Origin of the sequence: Vibrio sp. 10N.261.52.A1 (assembly GCF_002876325.1) — a bacterium.
GTDB classification, from domain to species: domain Bacteria; phylum Pseudomonadota; class Gammaproteobacteria; order Enterobacterales; family Vibrionaceae; genus Vibrio; species Vibrio chagasii.
The window spans coordinates 1-515 of the sequence record NZ_MCYD01000293.1 but is presented as its reverse complement, the minus strand read 5'-3'; the positions used below and the strand labels follow the sequence as shown (position 1 = coordinate 515).

The window sequence follows — 515 nt, the reverse complement described above, 5'->3', positions numbered from 1 at the left end:
TAAAGACATGAACAAGAAGTACCGTGAAACGTCTTTAGGTGGCTTGGCGGTCATTCATATGGCACCGCCGTGTGAATAAATGAGATATCTTAGATATGAAATGTATCAACAGTTGAAACGCACTCAAGCGAATTGTTGAAAAATAGCCTTCATTCAGACTGCATTATTGTAAACTTAGCTTTCAGTATCAAAACAAAGCCAGCCGTCAAGCTGGCTTTTTTATTGGCTAGAACCCAGCAGCCAATTGAAAGTGGTACGCACTTAAAAATATTTACCGAATGACTCCCTCTTACTTTCCCTTTAACTGTTCATTACTTAGCCACAAATGAGCATGACTAAATTTCACACAGGCATGCATCTACTAGCAAAATCTAATATTGCAAATTTCATTCATGAGAAATATGAATGCACTCATAAGAAAAGATATATCGAGCAAAGTCCCGTTTGGGACGGATGTTTCATTTTATGTATTACTATGGATGGTATTATAATTGGGTAATTACACTACATATTAA

1 pseudogene is annotated in these 515 nt (G+C 36.3%); it reads left to right on the top strand.

Annotated elements, in window-relative coordinates:
• A pseudogene (locus BCT81_RS03625) lies at positions 1-79 on the top strand (serine dehydratase); the annotation flags it as partial.
• Between the last annotated feature and the right edge of the window lie 436 nt (positions 80-515).